At 34.9% G+C, this 23,899-nt stretch carries 14 protein-coding genes and 2 tRNA genes; 7 read left to right on the forward strand and 9 right to left on the reverse strand.

Going from position 1 to position 23,899, the window contains the following annotated elements:
- Positions 1 to 80: 80 nt before the first annotated feature.
- From proS to rpsT, 4 genes are all read left to right on the forward strand, one after another.
- Positions 81 to 1,559: a proline--tRNA ligase gene (gene proS, locus L1S34_RS06180; RefSeq protein WP_236363276.1), complete on the forward strand. Its 1,479-nt coding sequence runs from the start codon at positions 81 to 83 to the stop codon at positions 1,557 to 1,559.
- Positions 1,560 to 1,637: 78 nt separating this feature from the next.
- A tRNA-Glu gene (locus tag L1S34_RS06185) sits at positions 1,638 to 1,709 on the forward strand.
- Positions 1,710 to 1,755: 46 nt separating this feature from the next.
- Positions 1,756 to 1,827: transfer RNA gene (locus tag L1S34_RS06190), tRNA-Glu, on the forward strand.
- A gap of 129 nt (positions 1,828 to 1,956) precedes the next feature.
- Positions 1,957 to 2,208: a 30S ribosomal protein S20 gene (rpsT, locus tag L1S34_RS06195; RefSeq protein WP_166135008.1), complete on the forward strand. Its 252-nt coding sequence runs from the start codon at positions 1,957 to 1,959 to the stop codon at positions 2,206 to 2,208.
- A gap of 107 nt (positions 2,209 to 2,315) precedes the next feature.
- Here rpsT and L1S34_RS06200 read toward each other — a convergent pair whose 3' ends face one another.
- On the reverse strand, positions 2,316 to 2,717 hold the full coding sequence (locus tag L1S34_RS06200; protein ID WP_166135011.1) for a response regulator: 402 nt from the start codon (positions 2,715 to 2,717) through the stop codon (positions 2,316 to 2,318).
- The gene (locus L1S34_RS06205) at positions 2,717 to 4,432 is read right to left on the reverse strand and encodes a PAS domain-containing sensor histidine kinase (RefSeq protein ID WP_236363277.1); all 1,716 of its coding nucleotides are present in this window, start codon (positions 4,430 to 4,432) and stop codon (positions 2,717 to 2,719) included. Before L1S34_RS06205 ends, L1S34_RS06200 begins: the two co-directional genes overlap by 1 nt.
- A gap of 164 nt (positions 4,433 to 4,596) precedes the next feature.
- Here L1S34_RS06205 and typA point away from each other — a divergent pair, with 164 nt between their 5' ends.
- On the forward strand, positions 4,597 to 6,393 hold the full coding sequence (gene typA / locus L1S34_RS06210) for a translational GTPase TypA (protein ID WP_210788609.1): 1,797 nt from the start codon (positions 4,597 to 4,599) through the stop codon (positions 6,391 to 6,393).
- Between the two features lie 296 nt (positions 6,394 to 6,689).
- On the opposite strand, the gene L1S34_RS06215 is transcribed toward typA, so the two are convergent.
- From L1S34_RS06215 to L1S34_RS06240, 6 genes are all read right to left on the reverse strand, one after another.
- Positions 6,690 to 11,639: a T9SS type B sorting domain-containing protein gene (locus L1S34_RS06215; RefSeq protein WP_236363278.1), complete on the reverse strand. Its 4,950-nt coding sequence runs from the start codon at positions 11,637 to 11,639 to the stop codon at positions 6,690 to 6,692.
- A gap of 24 nt (positions 11,640 to 11,663) precedes the next feature.
- Entirely contained in the window at positions 11,664 to 13,769 is a 2,106-nt protein-coding gene (locus tag L1S34_RS06220; protein ID WP_236363279.1) for a choice-of-anchor L domain-containing protein, read from the reverse strand.
- A gap of 12 nt (positions 13,770 to 13,781) precedes the next feature.
- Positions 13,782 to 14,618 (reverse strand): ABC transporter permease, encoded by an 837-nt coding sequence (locus L1S34_RS06225; protein ID WP_236363280.1) that lies wholly within the window; start codon positions 14,616 to 14,618, stop codon positions 13,782 to 13,784.
- A 72-nt stretch (positions 14,619 to 14,690) separates the two neighbouring features.
- Complete coding sequence (locus L1S34_RS06230; RefSeq protein WP_236363281.1) at positions 14,691 to 15,587, reverse strand: ABC transporter ATP-binding protein; 897 nt, start codon at positions 15,585 to 15,587, stop codon at positions 14,691 to 14,693.
- Positions 15,588 to 15,651: 64 nt separating this feature from the next.
- On the reverse strand, positions 15,652 to 16,053 hold the full coding sequence (locus L1S34_RS06235; RefSeq protein ID WP_236363282.1) for a response regulator: 402 nt from the start codon (positions 16,051 to 16,053) through the stop codon (positions 15,652 to 15,654).
- Positions 16,043 to 17,872: a sensor histidine kinase gene (locus tag L1S34_RS06240; protein ID WP_236363283.1), complete on the reverse strand. Its 1,830-nt coding sequence runs from the start codon at positions 17,870 to 17,872 to the stop codon at positions 16,043 to 16,045. Before L1S34_RS06240 ends, L1S34_RS06235 begins: the two co-directional genes overlap by 11 nt.
- A gap of 313 nt (positions 17,873 to 18,185) precedes the next feature.
- On the opposite strand from L1S34_RS06240, the gene L1S34_RS06245 reads away from it, so the two are divergent.
- Positions 18,186 to 19,250 (forward strand): hypothetical protein, encoded by a 1,065-nt coding sequence (locus L1S34_RS06245; protein ID WP_236363284.1) that lies wholly within the window; start codon positions 18,186 to 18,188, stop codon positions 19,248 to 19,250.
- Between the two features lie 57 nt (positions 19,251 to 19,307).
- Positions 19,308 to 20,183 carry an SdiA-regulated domain-containing protein gene (locus L1S34_RS06250; protein ID WP_236363285.1) on the forward strand — a complete coding sequence of 292 codons (876 nt, stop codon included), beginning with the start codon at positions 19,308 to 19,310 and terminating at the stop codon, positions 20,181 to 20,183.
- Here L1S34_RS06250 and L1S34_RS06255 read toward each other — a convergent pair.
- Positions 20,166 to 23,897 (reverse strand): metallophosphoesterase, encoded by a 3,732-nt coding sequence (locus tag L1S34_RS06255; protein ID WP_236363286.1) that lies wholly within the window; start codon positions 23,895 to 23,897, stop codon positions 20,166 to 20,168. The genes L1S34_RS06250 and L1S34_RS06255 overlap by 18 nt on opposite strands.
- Positions 23,898 to 23,899 lie beyond the last annotated feature (2 nt).

Here is a 23,899-nt window from a genome sequence, read left to right on the forward strand (position 1 = left end):
TGCACATTACAAAAATAGTTAGTTTTGCTGAACTATTTATTTTAAATTAACAGAGCAATATTTGTGCCAAACTATTCAGTATGAGTAAGAACATAACTACAAGAGCGGAAGATTATTCGAAATGGTATAATGAATTGGTGGTAAAAGCTGATTTAGCCGAAAATTCAGGGGTAAGAGGTTGTATGGTTATTAAACCTTATGGCTATGCAATATGGGAAAAGATGCAAGCTGAATTAGATCGAATGTTTAAAGAGACAGGTCATCAAAACGCATATTTTCCGTTGTTTGTACCTAAAAGCATGTTCGAGGCTGAAGAGAAGAATGCGGAGGGTTTTGCAAAAGAATGTGCGGTGGTTACACATTATAGATTAAAAAATGATCCAGATAAGCCTGGAAAGTTAATCGTTGATCCAAACGCAAAATTAGAGGAAGAATTAATTGTTAGACCAACTAGTGAAGCTATTATTTGGTCTACTTATAAAGGTTGGGTACAATCTTATAGAGATTTGCCACTATTGATTAATCAGTGGGCAAACGTAGTGCGATGGGAAATGAGAACACGTTTGTTTTTAAGAACAGCCGAGTTTTTATGGCAAGAAGGTCATACAGCACACGCCTCAAGAGCGGAGGCGGTGGAAGAGTCAGAAAAAATGATGAATGTTTATGCTGATTTTGTTGAAAATTTTATGGCGATTCCTGTGGTTAAAGGAATAAAAACAGAAACAGAGCGTTTTGCAGGTGCAGAAGAAACATACTGTATTGAGGCTTTGATGCAAGATGGAAAAGCATTGCAAGCAGGTACATCGCACTTTTTAGGTCAAAACTTTGCAAAAGCATTTGATGTTAAATTTGCTAATGCCGAAGGCAAGCAAGAGTATGTTTGGGGAACATCTTGGGGAGTTTCAACACGATTGATGGGGGCGTTAGTAATGACGCATTCAGATGATCAAGGTTTGGTTTTGCCACCAAGTTTAGCGCCAATTCAAGTTGTAATTGTGCCTATATACAAAAGTGACGAACAGTTAGCAACAATCAAAAAAGCTGTTGATAGCTTAGTTTTGGCATTGAGAAAATTAAATATTACTGTCAAATTTGACGATAGAACCACTCAAAAGCCAGGTTTTAAATTTGCAGAATGGGAGTTAAAAGGGGTTCCAGTTCGTATAGCAGTTGGACCTAAGGATCTTGAAAATGGTACTTTTGAAGTAGCACGTCGCGATACGTTGACTAAAACAGTTGTTGCAAGTGACGGTATTGAAGTATACATACAGGACTTATTAGCGCAAATTCAAGCTGATTTGTTTAATAGAGCGTTAGAGTATAGAAATACGCATGTTACAAAAGTTTCTAATTTTGATGAATTTAAAGAGATTTTAGAGACTAAAGGAGGATTTGTATCAGCCCATTGGGATGGTACTGCCGCTACCGAGGAAAAAATAAAAGATTTAACCAAAGCAACCATCCGATGCGTACCTCTTGATCAAGAGAAAGAAGAGGGGGTTTGTGTCCTTACAGGTGCGCCATCGGCGGGAAGAGTATTCTTTGCGAAGGCGTATTAAAAAAAAATAAAAAAAAATGCAGAACCTATTGTGCGTTCTAAAAATAGTTGTATTTTTGCATCCGCATTAGAGAAGCAAGGCCCGTTCGTCTATCGGTTAGGACGCATGGTTTTCATCCATGTAAGAGCGGTTCGATTCCGCTACGGGCTACTATTTTTTTACTGCAATAAGTTTTCTAAACTTTAATTAGAATAATGGCCCGTTCGTCTATCGGTTAGGACGCATGGTTTTCATCCATGTAAGAGCGGTTCGATTCCGCTACGGGCTACTACTTTTTCTTAGTTTAGTGTTTAAACAGGGTTTTTGAGTCTTGATGCTCTGTTAATATAAGATAACTTTCGAGTTCTTTAATAAAGACTAATTAAAAGAAATAATAAAAGATAAAAAAAGCAATAAAATGGCAAATCATAAATCAGCTCTAAAGAGAATTAGAAGTAACGAAAAGAAAAGAGTATTAAACAGATACCAACATAAAACAACTCGTAACGCGATCAAGGCGTTGAGATTGGCTACTGATAAATCTGATGCTAGTGCTAAATTGTCAAGCGTAATTTCAATGATTGATAAGTTAGCTAAGAAGAATATCATTCATGATAACAAAGCTTCTAATTTAAAATCTAAGTTAACTAAATTAGTTTCAAAACTATAGTTAGATGTAGAATATACAGTAAAAGCCTCACTAAAGTGAGGCTTTTTTGTTTTTTGTAATAATTGAAGTCGTTTTTGTTTTGGGTACGTTGATTTTAGTTTTCTAAATTAAAAACCCATTTTATCAGATAGGTAGATTAGCATTTGTGTGCTTATTGGTTTTGGTAAAAAATCGATAACCATTTCGTATTGCTTTGATTTTTCTAAATCTTCGGGATCAATTGTTGATGATAGTACTACCACTTTAATTGTTTTGAATTCTGAAAAATCTGTTTTTTTGAAAAAATTCAGGAATTCCCATCCACCCATAATAGGCATGTTAAGGTCAAGAAAAATGAGGTCGGGACGCGTAATGCTTATGTTTTCTTTCATTGTGGCGAAGTGTTGTAGTGCATCTTCTCCGTTAGATGATGTTATGATTTCGTGGCAAAAGTTAGATTTGGCTATGACTTTTTTGCATAGCATAAGAGTAATGGGGTCGTCATCAATACATAAAATTTGATTTAACATTAGTTTTTATTTTTAAATATTAATGTAAACGTAGTTCCTTTGTTTACTTCGCTCTCAATTTCTATTGATCCTCCCATCGTTTCTATTTGCGATTTTACTAAGTATAAACCAAGTCCTTTACTATCTGGGTAATTATGAAATCTTTGATATAAGCCAAATACTTTGTTTCTGTGTTGTTCTAAATCGATACCAATTCCATTATCTTTAAATAGCAATAAAATGCCTTCGTCAGTTTTTTGCGAAGCTATTGTGATTTTTAATTTTCTGTTCTCTGATTTGTATTTAATAGAATTTGAAAGTAAATTTAACAAAATACTTTCAATATATGCTTTGTTGGTGTTTATTATAGAAACATTTGCAAAGTTTAACTTTATAATTGGCTTGTATAATTCAATTTGAAAAGAGAGTTGATTGAATACATTTTCGAATATTTCAGCAATTTGAATGTCCTCTTTTTTAATGGAAGGATTATCTTTAATAATGATAACTTTAACAAGGTCGTTGATGGTTTCGTTTAGTTGGTGGGTAGATTTGCTGAATCCCGCAAGAATTTCTTGTAGTTCTTGATTTTCAATTGGTATGTCTTCTAGTAAATTGAGTAAGCCAGTTAGGTTGGATAATGGAGCTCTTAAATTGTGCGATGTAATGTAGGAGAACTGCTTTAAGTCTTTATTGTTTTGAGTTAATTCTCTAATTAATTGTTCTTTTTCTTTTTCACGTTTTTTATCTTCACTAATGTCTCTTTGGATAGAAATCCAATGAGATATTTCGTTTTCGGTGTTAAAAATAGGTATCATTGAAAGGCGAATCCAATATTCTTCTTTGTTTTTAGAGAGGCTTACTGTTTCAATTAAACATTCTTCTTTTTTGTCAATGGCGTTTAAAATAGTTTGTAATGCTTCTAGGTCTGATTTTGGACTATTGAAAAAATCAGGTGATTGACCAAATATTTCTTCGCTTGTGTATCCTGTCATTAGGCTAAAAGCTGGATTCGTGTAAATAATGTTTGGAATTTGATTTTTATCTGATTTTGCTTCAGTAATTAAAACAGAATCTTTTGATTGTGTAATTACAGTCTCTAAGAGTTTGAGTCTTTGTTCTTCTTCCTTCTGTTTGGTTATATCTTGAATGGCTCCAATCATTCTGATTACTTTGCCTGATTCATCCTTAATTAAAAAACCGCGGTCTAATACGTATTTATATGTATTGTCAGCACATTTAAAGCGGTATTGATCTTGCCATTTTTCAGTTTTCTGTTCAATGAAAGAGTAAAGTCTTATCGACATTTTGATACTGTCTTCAGGATGAATTTTGTCGAACCACCAAGTAGATGTGTTTCCGACCTCATTAATCTCGTAGCCAAATACCGATTCAATTCCTTTATTCCATGAAAAATTATCGTCTTCAAGAGTCCAGTCCCAAATCGTATCGCTAGTTGCTTTGGCTACAATATCATATTTTTCGTTTGACTCTTTTATTTCGTCATTTGTTTTTTTTAACTGTTTGAAAATTGCAATATTACGATTGTCATTTTTAACCAAAATATATCGAAAAAGAACTCCAGTTAGTATTATAAAAACGAAATCTTTAGCAAACGAGTACAGGTAGAGGTGTTGTGGTTGAATACAATGCCAAGCAATTTTGTAGCTAACAATTGCCACAAAAAGGGAAATGATGATGTAAATGAGTGTGACTTGGTTGGTTTTGCTTTTCATTACTCAAATATAAATAATAATTAATTAACTAGTAAGTTTCGCATTCAACTTATTTCTTTAATCAGTTCATTTTTGCTCGTAATGAGTTAAGTATATGTAAACTATTGTATAATTATTTTTTATATCAAAATAAAGTGTACCTTTGCACCCATTAAAAATCACAGATGGAATCTATTAGAAACATTGCAATTATTGCTCACGTCGATCACGGTAAGACTACTTTGGTAGACAAAATTATGTATCACTGTCAACTATTTCGTGACAACGAAAACACAGGTGATCTAATTCTTGATAATAACGATTTAGAGCGTGAAAGAGGTATCACTATTACTTCTAAGAACGTATCGGTTACTTATAAAGGAACAAAAATCAATATTATTGACACTCCTGGTCACGCCGATTTTGGTGGTGAGGTAGAGCGTGTATTGAACATGGCAGATGGTGTATGTCTTCTTGTAGATGCGTTTGAAGGGCCAATGCCGCAAACCCGTTTTGTACTACAAAAAGCAATTGATTTAGGTCTTAAGCCTTGTGTAGTTATCAATAAAGTTGATAAAGAAAACTGTACTCCTGAGGAGGTACATGAAAAAGTTTTTGACTTGATGTTTGAATTAGGAGCTGAAGAATGGCAACTTGATTTCCCTACCGTATACGGTTCAGCTAAAAATAACTGGATGTCTGATCACTGGGAAAACCAAACTCAAAATATTGAGCCATTATTAGACATGGTAATCCAAAACGTACCAGCACCAAAAGTTTCTGAAGGAACGCCACAAATGTTGATTACATCTCTTGATTTCTCTGCTTTTACAGGTCGGATTGCTATTGGTCGTCTTGAAAGAGGTGTTTTGAAAGAAGGTATGCCAATCTCGTTAGTAAAAAGAGACGGAAGTATTTCTAAATCTCGTATTAAAGAATTGCATACTTTTGAAGGTCTAGGTCGTAAAAAAGTAGAGCAAGTTATTGCCGGAGATATCTGTGCTATTATTGGTGTTGAAGGTTTTGAAATTGGTGATACTATCGCTGATCATGAAAACCCAGAAGGATTAAAAACGATTGATATCGATGAGCCTACAATGAGTATGTTGTTTACAATTAATGACTCTCCTTTCTTTGGTAAAGAGGGTAAATTTGTAACATCAAGACACATTAGAGAGCGTTTGACAAAAGAATTAGAGAAAAACTTAGCTATGAAGTTAGGTGAAACTGATTCTGCTGATAAATTCATGGTTTTTGGTCGTGGTGTGTTGCACTTGTCTGTTCTTATTGAAACAATGAGAAGAGAAGGGTACGAGTTACAAATTGGTCAACCACAAGTTATTATCAAAGAAATTGATGGTAAAAAATGTGAACCAATTGAAGAGTTAACTATTGATTTGCCAGAAAATCTATCAGGTAGAGCGGTTGAGTTCGTAACATTACGTAAAGGTGAAATGTTAAGTATGGAAACCAAAGGTGACCGTATGATCGTAAAATTCAATATTCCATCTCGTGGAATCATTGGTTTACGTAACCAATTGTTAACTGCAACTGCTGGTGAAGCTATTATGTCACACCGTTTTATTGGATATGAGCCTTACAAAGGAGAAATTGCTGGACGTAACAAAGGTTCATTAATCTCTATGGAAAAAGGAAAAGCAATTCCTTACTCTATCGATAAATTACAAGATCGTGGTAAGTTTTTCGTAGAACCAAATGCTGAAATTTACGAAGGTCAGGTAATTGGTGAAAACTCTCGTGGAGACGATATGTGTGTAAACGTAACGAAAGAGAAAAAACAATCTAACGTACGTTCATCTGGAAATGATGACAAAGCTAGAATCATTCCTCCAATTATTTTCTCATTAGAGGAAGCTTTAGAATACATTCAAAAAGATGAATATGTTGAGGTTACACCAAAATCTATTCGTCTAAGAAAAATATATTTGACAGAAACAGATAGAAAAAGATTCAAAATCTAATTCGAATCGATATTTTATAAGCCCAAAGTCTATTTATAGATTTTGGGTTTTTTTATGCCTAGTTTGTTCTTTGTGATAAATGAATTATACCAACTTACACGTTTTTACTTTTGTTTTTTAAATGGGGTTGAAGTTTGTTTGGGAAAAATTCATTCGAAAAACAGAGCTACTTTATGTAGTATGTTTGCCAATTACTTTTAATTAATTAGATTGATTGGAACAGAAATTACTAAAGCAAAAAAGTCCAAAATCTATAAATAGACTTTGAACTTTTTATTTAGTTTAGGTTGCAGTAATTAACGTTTAAGAGTAAAATGTCCTTTTATCTCGCGACCGTCTTGTAGTTTTACAGTGTACCAATAATCATCAGATGGCATAGGTTGTCCTGCAAAAGTTCCATCCCATCCTTGACTTGTAGGAATTACTTGTTTGATTAATTTGCCGTAGCGGTCAAAAATATAAATGATTGTGTTGGGATTAAATTCACTATTGATTCCTTTCACATTCCAGTAATCATTATATCCATCACCATTTGGAGTAAAATACTTTGGCACTCCAGTTATTGCAATTATTTTTCTAACTATACCACAGCCATTTTTGTCTCTTACATATACTTCATGAATACCAGGCGGAATATTGGTAAACTCATTACTGTCCTGGAAAAGACTTTCGCTATCATCAATGCTGTATTGATAATCACCTGAGCCGCTTACTTTAATGATTACAGTACTTATATCCGTAAGATCTTCGATTTCGATGTTGTTTATTGTTGCAATGTCTGAAGCGGTTACTTTGATAATCCTCGTTCTAGAGCATCCTTGAGCAGTACCAACATCTACACTATAAGTTCCCGCTGTATTTACTTTTATAGTATAATTAGTCTCTAATGGTAGGAGTACATTATCTTTAAACCATTTGTAATTATAATCAGTAGTTGATGAACCATTTTGTAATCCCGCATTAAGTTCTACCATAAATGTAGGGATGTTTGAGCATACAAGCTGATCATCTGCACCATCTGAATTTAGGTCGATTGGTGGTAGCGGATTTACAACAAAACGCAATATAGTAGTGGCTGTACAAGTCGTGTTTTGATTGTTAGTAACTACTACTGTGATTTCTTGTGATTTTGTAATAAAAGGATTCGGCAATGGACTAGTTAATGCTACTCCATTTTGATCTAGATAGGTTAACGTTATATCTGTTTGATTTCCTCTAATGATTTGATCAATCCCACTTGTGTTAAATGCAAACTGCCCGTCTTGCAACAATGGGTTTACTTCGTCATCACATGCTGTTGTTACTGCAGATGGCACGGTAAAAGCTTGTGGAAGTTTGTCAACTACAAAAGAAATTGTAGTTTCATCTTCACATTTAGTAGCTGTATTGTTGGTAACAACTGCGCGAATGGTTTGTGTTGGAGTTCTAAATGTTGCCGGAAAAGGGCTAGGTAATGTATTACCATTTGCATCAAAATACGAAACCGTTACATTGGTTTGGCCTTGTAAAAGATCAGTTTCTAACGTAGAGGTGTCAAAAACTAAAAAGCCATCTTGGTCGTCGTCACAAGCTCTAATCATGTTATTTGTTCCAACAGCATTTAGAGTTGGTAGCGCTTCTACAACTAAGTTAAAAGTCGTAAAACCATAACAGTCATTCGCAATTGTGCTGTCAACTCGTGCCCAGATAGTTTGATTATTTGGATAACCACTATTTCTATAATTTGAAATTGAAGCAGCAGGAATTTCTAATGAATTTCCGTTTGTGTCAGTTTCTGCAAAAAAATCGGCTTCGTTTTTATAGTATTTTATAGTGTAATTGCCTCCAGGTGGCAGGACGTTTACAATTTTTGCTGTAGCAGAACTAAAGTTAAATGTTGCAATTCCATCTTTATCGTTGTTGGTGGCATCAACATAATCATCACACTGTACAAAATCGTCGATTTTAAATGAACTCGGAATTTGTGTTACCGAAACTTCTAAAGTCATTGTTGAAACTCTAAAGCAACCGTTTGCATTTTCTACTCTTGCATAAACTGTTGTGTTTGTCGTAGTGTAAGCAATTGGATTTGTAATTAAAAAGGCATTATTTTTAGATGCTGCTGCTGTTGCATTTGTGTAATAAGTAAAAACCTCATTTGCAGCATTAGTTGAAATTTGATTGTTTTTTTGTGTTAAGTTAAACGTTGAGATTCCATCGGTATCGTCATCACATTGCACTATTGTGATTGCATTTGTGATTGTAGGTAAAGCATTTACAACTAAACTTGCAGTAGCAGAATACAATCCGCAAGAGTTTCCATTTCTGTTTAAAAACACTCTGTATTTATTGTTATTCATACTATTTGTTACTTTGTTAATAGTAATCGTAGCGGTTGTTACACCTGAGTAAATAGCATTGTTTGTAAGTGTTGTCCAATTTACACCATCTATAGATTCTTCCCATTGATACGTAGAAATTGCAATTGCATCGATAGTAAAAGAAGCATCTTGTTGGTCGCAAACAACAGTGTTTGATGGTTGAGTGTTAATAATAATTGGCGCAGCAATCAAATAGTTTGCATTTGGAGATGTATATCCAGTTCCGCTTGTAACTATACCATTTGGGTCTACCAAAATAGGCGTACCACCAAGTAAACCGTCATTATTTGAATCAATGAAGCCTGCTTCAATAACATCGGTACATAAATCATTATCGCTATCTAAATCTCTAAAATTGCGGACACCATCAGCATCTAGGTCGTTTCCAGTTTCTACAGCATCAAGAATTCCGTCATTATCACTGTCTAAATCTAAATAATCAGGAATACCATCTTGATCCTTATCAAAAGGAGTAAAACCTGGTTCAAAAGCATTATCTAAACCATTTTTATTGATATCAGTATTGGCAATAGGTTTGAAAGTATTGCTTTGTGCCTCGATTACATCTGAAATACCATCGTTGTCGCTATCAACATCCAATTGATCCGCTGTACCATCGCCATCTGAATCTTTTGGAACACAAACGGCAAATAATTCAAATGTAGATTTATTTGTACTGCTTTCAGACAGATTTTTGTGGGTGAATTTGATTGAATTGGCTAAGTAAGTTAAGAACTGAAAAGTACCAGTACCTGCTGCTAAAGGTGTATTGCTCTTTAGACGAAATCGAATTTCGAAAGACGAAAATTCAGTGACACCACTTTCATAAATACCATCATAATTTGTGTCAATCAAAAGTTGATCTGTAGGGTTTAAAACTGTAATGTTTTTATTTACTTCTGAGTTAATTATGTATTCCGCATCGGCGTTCATTAAATCAGAACTATTTGCCGTTTTTACATACCTAATACCAACTGTCATTGGTTTATTAAAGTTAGTAATATAGGTTACAAAATTTCCTTTTCCAGCAGGTACCTCAGAGACAAAACTTCCATCATTTTTCCCTGTAAATGGCGTTAAACTTGAAGTTGATGATGTGTTAGTAGACGCTGTAAAAGAGTTGGAGTAATTACCAGTAGCTATAGATCCACTTAATGGATTGCTAGTATCAATACTAATGTTTCCGTAGGACTCCGTACAATTTGTAATGCCGTCTTGATCGTTGTCAATATCAATATTGTCGTTTGTACCATCATTGTCCATGTCAGTGGTACATGCGCTAACTGGTATTAAATCAGATAAAACTGGTGGTGATGAACACCCTGAAATACTACCTTTTACTTGGTAATAACCTGGTTGTGTTGGCCTATAGAAATTGAAATTTGAATTTGGAATTGGCGTATTATTGAAAAACCATTCAAATGAATCATAAGAGGAAAGCGAACTCACGCGGAGTGTTACGTTTGGAATACAACTAGATCCAGTCGCAGTAATTCCCTCACTAATAACTTCGGGTTTAATATCAAAGCCTGAGTAGTAACCTCCGTAAGTAGCTGCACTATTAGAACCAAAATACGAAACATATACTTGTTTTGTCGAAAAAACGCCTATGTTGCCAGTTAAGCCAAATAAAGAATACGTTTCGAAGCCAGGGTTACCAACCACGTCTCGGGGTGCAACGCCAATTGGCTGACGAATTCCGTTGATCGCAATTTCAATGGTTGCCCCTTTTTCAGTAACAATGTTTAAGCCACTATTTGTAGTGAAAGTTCTCGATCCAATCTCTTCAATTAAAGGAATATTATCTACAATATTGGGAGTAGAACAATTTATAGCTGGTACAAAGAAAAGTTCTTGATTAGCTTGTGTTGAACCCCCTACGCTTTGGTATGCAAAAACTTTTTTGGTAGCTCGAACATATAAGCTACCATTGGCAGAATAGTTTGTACCATCAAGAATAACATATTGACCAGCATTTAATGGTGTGGTATTAAAAGGAGTGGTACTATCGTTTAAATATATATCTGTGTTATTTTCATGTATAACCAAAAGTGGACGCTCTGTAACATTCAGCCCAGGACCACGGACAAAAATATATTGTTGTCCTACTATAGATGCTGGTACAATTTGATCAAAACCTAAATCTAGATTTCCATTTACCTCTCCATTAGTTCCTCCAAAAGATCCGCAGTTCATTACTATGGGTTTGTCTGCTTTAACTAAGGCACCTATTAGACCATCTTTGTTGGCTAAACTAGTGTCTTCGGTTGCTATGATATAACTTTGACCTCTATTTAGGGTTACACTAGGCGGTGTGCTGCCTACGGTTGGATTTCCTACTAAAGTTACCCCTTCTTTAATATCATCGAATTCTACTACAGTATTGTTCTCTGTAGCTAATACAGATATAAAAGTGTAGCGGAAAGCTGCATTATTGGTTGTTCTAGTATTAACATATGCACCAACTCTAAATTCTTGTCCAATAGCAGAAAGTCCTTTAGATACGAGTGAACCCGCTTGATTATTTCCGCCTGCTAATACTCTTGCCGCAACATAAATCAAACTTTCGGCCTCAATAATAAAACCCTTATTTGATAGTGGCATATTGAGTAAACTTGGGCTGGCATGTAGCTGGGTATCCGTACCAAACCCCACATTATAAGCAATTGGAGCATTTTTAGATACGGTGATTTCAGTAGTACCAGCGCCAATAGCGTTAATTTTTACTTTAACGGGAGTTGTACTTGGTGTAGAGATATATAGAAACTGATCTTGAGCAGCAATTAAATCTGAGCCTGACAAGGGCGGTATGTAATGTGTTTTACTAAATTGTGCAAATGTAGCAACCGAAAGTAACAGAAAGAGAGCGAGTAATGTTTTTTTCATGCGCTAAAAATAGCAAATAAAAATTTATCTTTTCAAAGAAAAATGCCCTTTTATGATGTTGTCTTGATCTAAAACCAATCGAAACCAGTAATCAGTTGCTGGTAAAAGTTGGCCATTATAAATTCCGTTCCAAGTAGCATTAATCCCTGAAACTTCGCGGAGTAATTTTCCGTAGCGATCAAAAATTGAAAGATTAGCTTTTGGGTATAAATCAAGGTTTTTAATGAACCAAGTATCATTAAAACCATCGCCGTTTGGAGTGAAAAATTTAGGATAATCTAAAACTAAAAATTGACGAGAATCGATTGTACAATTTTCTATATCTCGGACATAGGCAACGTACTTACCCGCTGATAAACTTGAAAAAGTAGCGCTACTTTGAAAAGTAATTCCATCAATAGAATACTCATAATTACCCGATGGGATGGTGTTGATTTTAGCAGTATTATTATTAGAAAAATCACTAACCATAATAGTTTCTATAAGATTACTTGATGCATTTGTGTACGGTTGAATTGCAACTGCAATTTGGTAAATGCCCGAACAATTAGCATTGTTTTCTACACGAACATAAAGAATTTGCGGATTAGTGGTTGTGGTGAAATTATTGTTGAGCTGATTACGTTTCATAGCAGCATCTTCTTGATTGTAATAATATGTTAGTTTGCTTGTCGCAACTACCGTACTAGGAGAAATTTTTGGACTCAATACTTTTTCGGGATCAAAAGTCATAATACTATCTTGAATCGCATCATTATCGCACAAGATTATGGTTGGCAAGTTTGAGTCTAGTGCTAAAACAGTGAGTTGCACTGCAGCATAGTCCTGGCAACTACCTTGTGGGCTTGCAATACTGGCGTGAATAATTGTTGTTGACGAGTAATAATTTTTTAAATTAGTTATAGGATTTCGCTTTTGTTGATAATCAGCAAAGGTTTCATAAAAGGTCATGATACTACTTTCTGAAATTCTTAAATCATTAGAAGCGCTTGATAAATCAAAAAATGCTTGATTGGTGCTATCTCCGCACTGCATTAATGTGGTGCGCAGGGTTGGTTTATAGGTGATTTTTGTATTGCCTGTTGCTGCACAAGCAGTAATTCTAGAGCCGTTGAGCGTTACTTTTGCAGTATATTCTCCCGCATCAGTAGCCTGGAAAGTTGGGTTGTTGGCACCTGCAATAGGTACAGTTGATCCATCTTTAAACCATTGGTATTGATAATTAGTATTGCTAAAGCCAGTATCTAAAACTATTGATTCCCCATTACAAACAGTTTGTTCAGGTCCTAAATCGATTTGCGGTTGAAAACTTCCCGCCTCTATAAACACTGCCGAATCGAATAATTCATTTGAATCATCGGCTATCACTAATTTTATATGATAATTTCTTCCTGCAACTACTGTTGTTTTTGCATTTAAAATAACGGTTTGGGCACTATAATTAATCGGGCTTGAGGTAGTGTTAAAACCGGCAAAAAACTGCTGATTCATTGCCTCGCAACTCGGTTTAGATATGATTCCATTGTTAAAAGCGGGAGTAAAAGGTCTGATATTGGTTGATGAAACTGGAATAGTTGTATTTGGAATGGTGGCAATATTTCGGTAAGGCTCCGTGCTACCTACTTCTTTGATTAAAAAAGCAAAACCATCTGAAAATTCACAAGGAAAATACAATTGATATTCGTTTGAAGCAAACAAATAATTAAAGCTAATGGTATTGGTTAAGGCGGTAAAATCGAATTCGAGCACTGTGGCATTTATGGTATTGTTCCTGCCTAAAGCTATTTGTAAATCTCGGTCACCTAACCATCGTAAATCTCCTTCACCTTCACTATTGGTGTAAGGGCCAGCCGCATTTTGACTGCTTGATGTGCTTAGAATTACTCCTTCTTTGAACGGAAAGTTACTCCCATTGGCATTAAAATAGGCATAACTTTTTTTGCTTCCTGAAAAATCATCACCCGTAGCATTAGCATTTTGAGTTGCAATGCACGAACTGTTTGTGAGTACATTTTGAACTAATTGGTTGGCTGTAAAAGTGTCATCAACACGAATTGCTTGTGCCTTCGAAAACCAACTAGCACAAGCAATTAATGTATATAATGTAAATTTGAAAACCGGATTTTTCATCCCGTAAAGGTACTACAAATCTCTTTTTTCTAACAATCGATAAGAAGAGTATATAAAAATCAGAGTCCAAGCCAATACTATTACTATTGCGCTTGGTTCAACAGCATAACTATTAGTGTTTTCAACTCCTATTTGATTACCTAAATTTTTAACAACCGATAATCGTGTAAAAGGCATAACAATCAGATTAGACATTGATTGTAAGGGTAAAAATTGCGTAATTTTTGCAGCGGTATCGCTTTGAGGGAAAATTTTAAAGGTTAAAATACCGATGATAACACCTTCAATAATATTCCAAACAAACAAAAAACCAAGCGCAAAAGCAGAGCGTTTTACTAAGATTCCAAGGAATAAACAGAAGGAGAAAAATCCAATTAATTTTACAAAATAAGCTAAAAGATACTCTAAATCAGAGAATACAATTCCAAATTCAGTATAGGACGAAAAGCTAAATCCTAAAATTAATGAAAGTATAAAAATAAAAAGAGTTGATAAAGTGGCGAATAATAGCACCGTTAAAAACTTAGATTGAATGAATTCTTTTTTACTCATTCCGTCAATTAAATTTTGTTTCAGTGTACCATAGCTGTATTCGTTGGCCATCATTGATACGATTACTATCGCTAAGAATAATTTTAAAATCGCAGCTATATAAGTGTTAAAATGCCAAATAAAAGGAAAATTAAAAATGCCCATTTCGGCTAAATGGAATTTGAAAATACCGACGTCAAATTTGATAGAAGCGATAAGGGCTATAAAAGTGAGTAAGATAAAGTAAGTTAGGGTTAATACTCTACTGGCTTTATTTTTCCATATTTTTTGTAGTTCGATAGTAAGAAGTCTCTTCATGGATTGTAGTTTTAAAACGAAATTAATTGTTTGGCTCAGGCAGATGCTCCACCTTGATTTGGAAAGATGTTGTTATTTTTGACCAGTAAGCGTCAAAAATTGCTCTTCGAGACTGTTTTTTCTTTTTACCAAATGCTGTAATACTATTTGGCGTTCAAACAGAAATTGATTCAAATCTTTGGCTTCAAGTGGCTCTTTTAGATAGACCAAAACTTTTTCATTTTCAATATTACATTTTTGTACTGCGGGATGCTGTTCAAGTGCATTTTGCAATTGTTCGTTATTTGCTGCTTGCAGTTCAAAAAAGCCTTCGTTTGCAGCCATTCCATCTACTAAACCAGTATATAAAATCACGCCCTTTCTTAACACAACGACATGTGTGCATACTTTTTCGACCTCGTCAAGTAGGTGTGAGGCAAGTAAAATTGTGGTTCCTTGCGCAGCAATTACTTTTATAATGTCTCGAATTTGATGTATTCCTTGAGGATCGAGACCGTTTGTAGGTTCGTCTAAAATTAAAATTTCGGGATCGTTCAACAAAGCCGAAGCTATTGCCAATCGCTGTTTCATCCCTAATGAAAAGGTGTTGAATTTACTATTTTTACGCTCTAGTAATCCAACAAGTTCCAGCTTTTCATGAACTTTGGCGTAGTTTATACCTTTAATTTTGCACACAAGTTCTAAGTTTTCTTGTGCTGTCATGTAGGGGTAAAAGTTAGGTCTTTCAATAATGGCACCTACTTTTTTTAAGGCATCATGCGTAGCCATGCTTCCACCAAACCAACTGTATTGGCCTGAAGTTTTGTTGACCACATTTAGTACAATACCTAGTGTTGTTGATTTTCCGCTTCCGTTCGGACCAAGAATTCCGTATACATTACCTTTTTGAATGGTAAAGGAAACATTGTTTAGTGCTTGAACGGAGCCGTAACGCTTGTTGAGGTTTTCAATAGTAAGGATAGGTTTCAAAGGTTTCGTTGTTTAGTTTTAAAGTAGGACGAAATAGTACCTTTTTTGTTACTAAATTGCAGCTTTAATTTGTTCCTTCAATAATTTGATGCATGTATTGCAGTTTTTGAATGGTAATGGGTTTGTCGATATAGTATTTCACCACAGCATATTTTTTTGATTTTTCAATATCTGCAGGATCGATAGATGAGGTCATGATAAATACATGAATGTCTTTGAGAAAAGGTAGTAACATAAATTCATCCAAAAATTGCCAGCCATCCATCATAGGCATGTTTAAATCTAACAAAATAGCATCGGGTAACTCCGCTTGATTTCGAACATTTTCGCGCAATACATCAATGGCACTTTGTGCATTTGGAAACGATTCTATTTTTTCGCAAAAATTATTTTTGGTAATTAAAATGGTCATCAATCGAGCCGTTAACTTATCATCGTCAATGATATAGGTCAATTTATTTTTCATTGAAATAAATTTTAAAATTAGACCCTTCTCCTTCGATACTTTCAACTTCAATTTTGCCATTCATAGCCTCTAATTGATTCTTGGTAATAAACAATCCAATACCCTTTGCATCTTCATTACCATGAAAGGTTTTGTACATTCCAAAAATTTTATGACCGTTTTTATTTAGGTTTAGTCCTAGTCCATTGTCTTTAAAATGGAGTACGATATATGGTTCAACTTTTTCGTATTCAATGTGCAAAGTAGCTGTTTGTTTAGCTGATTTGTACTTTATAGCGTTTGTAAATAAATTTAGTAGAATACTGTCTAAATAGGCGGGGATAGCCGTTACGGTTAAATCTTCGGGAATAGAATCGGTAATAATAATTTTGCTTTCGCGTATAGCGAGACGCAAGGCCATTTTAGTTTTCTCGATTTGCTCTTTTAACAGAATTTCTTTTTTCTCAATGTTTGTTTTTTGTTGAATGGTAATAATTTCATTCAAATAATCAATCGATTCAGACAGTTTTTCAGTGCCTTCCTTAAACAAGTCGAAGTAAGATAATTTTTCGTTAACATCATCCGTGTTTTCAATTACGTCAACAACCATCGCCAAATTACTTGTATGGGAACGAATGTTGTGCGAAACGATATGAGTGAAGTTGAAAAGTTTGTTATTTTGATTACTAGTAACTTCAAGTAATTTTTTTAATTCCAGTTGTTTTTCAATTCTCGAAGTAACATTACGACCTACTCCGATAAAATTCATGAAATTATTTTGAGCGTCAAATGCGGTCGTAATATTGAGTTCATACCAATATTTTTCACCTTGTTTGGTATAATTCAAGATCGTAATTTTGATGCTCTCTTTGTTTTTAACTGCTTGCCGTAACAATTCACTGGTTTTAGGATCGGTCTCAGGTCCAATTGATCGGTATCCAGGTTTCTGTCCAATTACTTCCTCCATACTTAGTCCAGTTAAATCTAGATAAGCTTGATTGGCCCAGACAGCTGTTCCTTTTTCATTTGCAATAACAATAGTATCCGTCGTTTCGGAAGCTGCAAGTGATAATAAATTAAGTTCTTTCTCTGATTTTTTCCGCTCGCTAATATCTCTAATGTAGCATACCAGATAAGTAATATTGTCTACAATAAATTTTTTACCCGAAGCAATTTCTACAGGTACTAATTCACCACATTTGGCTTTTATAACTGTTTCATTAACGGTGTATTCGTTCCGTTCTAAATTATATTTTAAAAAAAAGCGCACCTCTTTTCGGGCGTCTTCTGGAAAAAGTTGTGAGTTGTGTAGTCCTTTTAATTCAGATAATTGATAACCTGTAAGTTCTTTAGATCTTGGATTGCAATCAGTTATAAAACCAGTTGAAGTGTTAATGATAAAAATGGCATCATTGGCGCTGGAAAAAATAGATGAAAATTTTTCTACATTAAGCTGCAGCTCGTTGATAAGATTTTGTTCATTGGTAATATCCTGAAAAGTACCAAGTAAATTGGCTGCTTTTCCATCTTTAAATTCTACTTGGCAAATACATTCAATGTATCGAATATTGTTTTTTGCCGTTGTAATTTGAAATTTATCATTAAACGATAGTCCTTCCTCCACAGCCCGCCGAATGTGATTGCAAATGCGATCTCTATTTTCACCTTCGGAGTAAAACGGAATGCCACTGCCTTTAACAGGGATAAAATCATCCGGAAGTTCAAGAATCCTTTTGGTCACCGCATCCCAAAAAATATCATTGGTGTCTAAATTCATTTTCCAGATGCCAATCTTAGCTGATTCTGCAGCCTTGAAATAGAGCTCAAGCTTATCGGTCATTAGTAGGTGTTATAAAGTATTAAATTAATTTGGGGCGACCAAATATAAAATTTATATTCACGGAACCTCCTTTTTTAACATAAAAAGTTATATTTTTTGTTAGATATTTTGCCATTTTTATCTAATCGTTTTCCTTTCAGTGCTTTAGGTTTTGAGTTCTGTTTTTTGAGTAAAGTTTGAAGTAAAAAATTATTTTTTATCTACTTTTTTTAAAGATTTATATCTGTATTATCCTCAATAAAGTCAATTTTCTATGAATGTATCAGCTGCGAATCTTTAGTTTTATTGTAAATTTGTTATAAATCCATTTGATATGAGTGAGCCAATTATGGTTTTTAAAAAACCGTCGTATCCTGTCAATCCGGCGCTGTTAGAATACCTTGAACGCTTTGATCGTTTATCTGAAGTATCTGTTTTTTATGATGATTTGCTGCGTTTTTCGGGCTCGGTTACTGTGTATGATAGAAATGATCAGGACACTTTATGGATTAGAGTGTATTATAGCGAATTTGAGCGCGAAGAAATTGATTTGAATTTAAAAAAAATCTATTCTTTGTTACATTCTGATGGAAATTTGAGTATCATCAAGTTCTTAAATATTGACTCTATTGATTATTGTACGTTTGGGAATTCAAAACCTTTTCGAATTAAGGTTCGAAATATTCTAAATGACAACTACACGCATTTTTATGTCAAAAAAGCCGATGCTTCGCGTATTTATGGTTTAGAGTTAGAGCACATTTTATCTCCTGACAAAATCAATTTTTTAGTTTATAAAGATACTCTTATCGAAGAGCATATTATGGGAATTCCCGGCGATGTTTTTATTAAGACCCTTTTGCAAGAGCGATCTGAAACTGAAAAAGCACAAATTGCAAAAGAGTTTGTAAAATTCAATGAGCGTTGCATGATTCGGTTGCTAGGTGACATGCGCTCCTATAATTATGTGATTGTTCCAATACATGATTTTGATCATGTGGTGTATAAAATTCGTGCAATTGATTTTGATCAACAATGTTACGAAGGCAATTTTAAAGTGTATCGTCCGCAATTTTTCAAGGAAAATTATCCGATGGTGAAATTGGTAAAAGACAAATTGCAAGAAAGTTCGATTGAGCAATACAAAGATGAAGAACGTGCCGTTTTGGCCAAACGAATTTTGTCGGCCGAAAACCGTATTAATCGTTTGCTTGAAATTATGGGTGAAGACAAATTGGCACCTGAGGCTCATTTGCAACAGCTCAAAATGGAATTGTATCGCTACACAAATGACATGAATTTTAAAAAAGCAAAATCAATGGGAACTGTTATGTCGGCTGCTTTTGAATTCATTATTCGGAATTTCAAAAACACCAATTTGTTTAAAAATAAAATGTAAGGAATTTTCGTTTCCTAAATATAGCAACCAAAATATAGGTTTAATAAAAAATCGAATATGAAAAAACATTGGATACCAATTATAGCACTTCTTGCTGGAGCCTGTCAACAAGATTCAACTGTATTACAAGAACAATACGAGCTACCAAAAAAGTTAAAGGAAGTTTCAGGAATCACTTATGATGCTAAAGCGGACATGCTTTGGGCGCTTGCCGACAGTGGAAACCCAAATGAAATTTATGGTTTAGATAAAAATGGGTCTATTGCCAAGACCTGCGAAATTAACAATGCTACCAATACCGATTGGGAAGATATTACTCAAGATAAAGAGGGCAATATTTACATCGGTGATTTTGGAAATAATGATAATGAACGTAAGGATTTGGTGATTTATAAAGTAGATCATTCGTCTTTAACGGATGGCGAAACGAATTCAGCCTACGAAATTGCTTTTTATTATCCGGAGCAAAAGGAATTTCCACCTTCCAAGAAAGAACTTTTGTATGATGTGGAAGGTTTTTTTGAGCACCAAGGTTATTTTTATTTGTTTACCAAAAACCGTAGTAAAAATTTTGATGGCACATCTCTATTGTATCAAGTGCCGAACAAAGCTGGAACTCATGCGGCCGTATTGTTAGGTTCCTTAAAAACCTGCGACAATTACAATCATTGCGCGATAACAAGTGCCACAATAAGTCCTGACGGAACAAAAGTTGCTTTACTTACGCACGATAAACTAATTCTTTTGGAGGGTTACTCCAATGGAAATTTTTTAAACGGAACACAATCTAATTTAGAGCTAGGTCATTTTTCGCAGAAAGAATCGGCTGTATTTATTGACAATGAAACGATTTTGATTGCTGATGAAAAAGCGGGCGGAGATGGCGGAAAACTCTATAAAACAAGTTTGAAAAACCTAAAATCCAAATCCTAAACCAAAAGCGATGCGCGCTGGCTCACCGTTGCTTTTAAAGTAGGTGAGTCTGGCCGTGAGTGCATTGAGTCCGTTCAACCATACACCACCACCAACTGATTGATGCCATTTGTCTGATTCTTCTCCTTTCAGCCAAACGCGGCCGTAATCGTAGCCAGCCAAAACTCCAAAACTCATCGGGATGATACTGCGTTTAATTTTTCCGATGTTAAAACGTAAATCACTGCTTTGATAAAATGATTGGTTTCCTAAAAATCGTTCATTTCTAAAACCACGCAAATCGTAATCTCCGCCCAAAGTAGCAGCTTGATAAAACTCAAAGTTAGAGTTTAACACGTGTTTGGCTTTTACAATCGTAGCTAGTACAACCTTTCCTTTGGCATCAATTTTATGATTAAAATTCAGTTTGCTTTCAATCGTAGGGAAATTACGCTTGCTATCTTCGAGGTTTGTTTTCCAGCTTCCGCTAATGCTAAATCCCATTCCCATTGAAGGAAAAGCAGGTTCATCATAGTTTTCAAAACTATATTTAACCATTGCTCCCGCGAAATGCTGATTGGTAAAAACCTCCGGTCGCACTTGAGTTGAATTCTCAATAAAACGGTTTGGAGTTTCTTCAACATTAATGCGTTCGTAAACGGTTTGTAATTGAAATGTACCACCAAACAAGCCAATTTTTTTAAGTGATGGCATGACCTTTAAGATTCTAATTTTTACCCTATTGAAATCACGCCCAAAATCTTCCTCATTATTCGTTGTCTCGTTTCCATAACCAAAATAGTTGATAGAGAAGTTCGGACTTGTAAATCGTCCTTCAATATCGGCGTCCCATTTACCAAAAAGCTTTGGGAATTTACCGTTGTAAATGGCTTCATAACCACTTGTAGCAAAGTAATAATTGGTTTTTAAAGTATGTTTTTGAGTGTACGGATTTTGTTTGTAATCGTTCACGATGTAACCTGTTACAATTCCTAGTTTGATACCGTCATCGGGATTAAAACCAATATTTGGCAAGCCTGTAAAGTAATTGTAATTCGGTTTTTTGTAGTTGTATAAATTGCTTTCATAATTATCAGTTATGCGCATTCTTGTTGCGGCATCAACTTGATAATTGTTGTTTTTGCTTTTAAAATCGTGAATTTTAATGTTTTTGCCTTTTTCTAATTGGTAAGTATCCTCGTTTTGGCCTCCAATTAAACGTATTTTTATTTTAGACGATGCTGTACCTGTAACTTGAAATTCGTCATCATCATCAAGACCATAAATCCATATTTTTTTGGTAGTATTGTCTGAAAATTGCTTGTTGTATTGCAGTTCATCACCTGACTTTTTCTTTCTAAAAACTGCGACTTCAACTTGTTTTTTAGTGTTTTTTCGAATTTCAAATCGATCTTTTTTATCCGTACCAACCAATAAAACGGTATGCTGTAACACTTTGTAATAGGTTTCTGCAGCAAGCAACAGTTGTTTTTTACGTTTTCCTAGTTTTGCTTTAATAGATTCAATGGTGCCGTCTTGAACTTCTTGTGGTAGAGAATTAAAGGCCTTGTCTATAGCTTCATCTGTTAATTCGTTCTGAATGAAAGTAGCTTCTTGCATCCAATTGGCCAAAGTACTAGTTTTTAAAAAAGCCAAATCGAGCGGATAGGCCTCGCGGCTCATAATTTTTACTTTTTTTAAATGGTCTTTGAACGTTTGCATGTGTCGCAACTGAACGTTATTCATCAACACAAATACCAAAGTGCCATCGTATTTGCTAAAAGCTTGATCGCGATCCCTAGGAATGGGTTTGTAAATTATTTTTTCACCCACACGGTATTCGCCCCAGCGCCATTGGTCTTCGTGACGGTCCCAATCACCAATTAAAATATCAAACAAACGCGCTCTGATATAGGCATTTTCATCAACGGCATATTTTTCGTCTTTTCGTAAGTTCTTTAAAACATCATCAGTACCTACAATTGCGGTAGGAGAACCAAAACTTTTTACGCCAAGTTGGCTGTCCGTTGGTCGTTCTTCAACAAGATATAGTTCGTCACCATATTGTTCATTAAAATTTCCTAATGCCGCGTGCTTCGGGACATAAAATAATTTTGGATTGGTATGCGCTACTCCAATTGCCTCTGCCAAGTTTCCAACAGCAAAGGGGGTGTAAGGATGTGCAGTGGTATAAAAGTCAGCAAGTAAACTTTCGGCAAAGGTATTTTCAAACTCATCTTGAATGAATTGTTTTTTAAAAGCAACAGCTTGCAGGAAGCGTGTTGTACTTTTCTTCATGCCGCGCATTACGTACTCGCGTTCGTTGCTGTCAAGTAAACGCAAGGAGTTGGATTGGTGTCCGCCGCCTGCGCGTTTGGGCGTAAGTCCGCCTAAAAGTGAATCTAAGGTTGCTGTAGGTACAGTAATGGGTTGGCTATAATAGGTTCTGTAATGTTTACCAAAGAAAAAACGGTATAAACTTGACTTTTTTGTTTGCGAGGCGTTATATATTTGAGTAGTTGTTTGCTTAGGAAAATTTTCAGCTAAACTTTTAATATCATAATCCTGCTTAGCTGTGCTGATTTGTTTTTCGAAAAGAAGTTTTTCTTGATGATTTTCGATTCCGAAAAAAGCAACTTTCGAAGCTCCGTTTTCGAAAATAGACAACTTGGCAAAACCATTTTTTCCGTATGAAAAATCGTTTGGAAAAACAGCCTTTGCGGCTTCAAATTTAGAGCCAGCGCCGCTAATTATTTGTTTGATATTGTCTTTTTCGAGGTATTGTAAATTGTGGTCGTGACCGGAAACAACAATAACATTTGCGTGACTTTGTAGCAAGGTTTTTACTCTTTTTGTAAAAAGATCGTACGGTTTGTTTTGTAAATCTTGCGGACTTATTCCAGATGTTTTTCGGATTAAATTAATCAATGAACCAATTATTGGTAACGGAATTTTCTTTTCAAGTGGGAACAATTGCTTTTGAAATGAAAATTGTCCGCCATGTGATCCGTTGCTCATCAGTGGATGGTGAACGGCTAGGACGACTGTTTTATCTTGATTTTTTACCAAAATGCTTTCTAGTTCGGTAAAGAAATCTTCACGCGTTTTGATGCTGCATTCATCGTTTATGGTAGGATGCTTATCCCAATTTTCTAAAAACCATTGGCTGTCAATGGTAACTAAAGTCAGGTTGTCGTTCAGTTCTAAATCCTCAATAGCACAACTTTTACTTGGTAAAAAAGATTTTTTATTATTTAGGTAATTGGTAACAAATTGCGCTTGACGTTCTAATCCTTTTAAACCACTGTACCAATCGTGATTGCCCGGAATAAAGATCGTTGATCCTTTAAAATTTTTAGACAAATCGAGTTGTTTGGTCAGTTTGTCCTCGGCAATTAATCGTTCATTGGTAAATTCATGATCAGGTAGGCCTTTTGGATAAATATTATCGCCCAAAAATAGCAAAGTACTTTTTTTAGGTGCTTTTGAAAGTTGTTTTTGAAGTAATTGTAGCGTTTCTTGCGCTTGTTTTTCGTTGGTATTTCCTGCATCGCCAATTAAAAAAAAGGTATGGGCAATTTTTGAACTATCAACTGCGTTTTGAGTTGGGTTTTTGCTGTTTTTGCCATATTGCGCATGATATGTAGCACACGATTGAATGATGAATATTAGGACACTGAAAAAAAGAACTCGTTTAATCAAAGCTTTAAAACGGCTAACTGAAAATAATTTCATAA

Source organism: Flavobacterium sp. K77 (assembly GCF_021608205.1).
GTDB classification, from domain to species: Bacteria; Bacteroidota; Bacteroidia; order Flavobacteriales; family Flavobacteriaceae; genus Flavobacterium; species Flavobacterium turcicum.